Origin of the sequence: Pseudomonas sp. EL_65y_Pfl1_R83, from assembly GCF_963970695.1 — a bacterium.
In the GTDB taxonomy this organism is placed as follows: domain Bacteria; phylum Pseudomonadota; class Gammaproteobacteria; order Pseudomonadales; family Pseudomonadaceae; genus Aquipseudomonas; species Aquipseudomonas tritici.
Map to the genome: position 1 here is coordinate 1 of NZ_CAXAQI010000095.1, position 687 is coordinate 687.

2 protein-coding genes are annotated in these 687 nt (G+C 65.9%); both read right to left on the reverse strand.

The features are described from left to right. A partial coding sequence (locus tag AACY08_RS27805; protein WP_445262049.1) for a HoxN/HupN/NixA family nickel/cobalt transporter occupies positions 1-248 on the reverse strand: 248 nt, incomplete at its 3' end. A gap of 162 nt (positions 249-410) precedes the next feature. Next, positions 411-687: DUF3297 family protein (locus AACY08_RS27810; protein WP_339472311.1), on the reverse strand; the 277-nt coding region annotated here is incomplete at its 5' end.

A 687-nucleotide genomic window follows, 5' to 3' on the forward strand; every position in this document is an offset into this window, starting at 1 on the left:
ATGTGCCAGGGCTTCGTCACCAGGCGGAACATCGGTCCGAGCAGCCGCGCCAGAACTCCGCGCCGTTCGAGCAGCGCTTCCAGGCCGGCGGCATCATGTACGCCCCGCTCGCGCGCCGCCCGAAACGTCCGCCACAGGCCGATTAAGATGACTAGATTGATCGCCGCGATCGTCAGCAGGAACAGCGCCGACACCGAGGTGCCGATCAGGCTGGCGAGCAGGATGCGGCGGGTCGAGGCGCTGGTCATCCACGCTCCCTATCGCGCTTGTCTGTTCGTGTCGAAGGGGCGAATGAATAGCGCACCGTCACCCCGGCCTCGCGCCGGGGTCCACCGCGATACGAGACAATCGATCGCAGAGACCCTGTATGGTGGATGCCGGGACAAGCCCGGCATGACGGTTATTTTGCGTTAAGCGTCGGTCTCGGCACCCTCGGCCGGCCGCTCGAACCAGGCCTCGACCTCACCCGACAGCTTCAGCGTCAGCGGCTGGCCGTGGCGGTCGACCTTCTTGCCCAGGGCAACGCGAATCCAGCCTTCGGAGCGGCTATATTCCTCCACGTCATGGCGCTGCGCGCCCTTGAAGCGAATGCCGATGCCGCGCGACAGCGCCGCTTCGTCATAATGCGGGCTGCGCGGGTTGGAAGACAGGCGGTCGGGGGGGAGATCGGTCTCGGTCATGATTGCG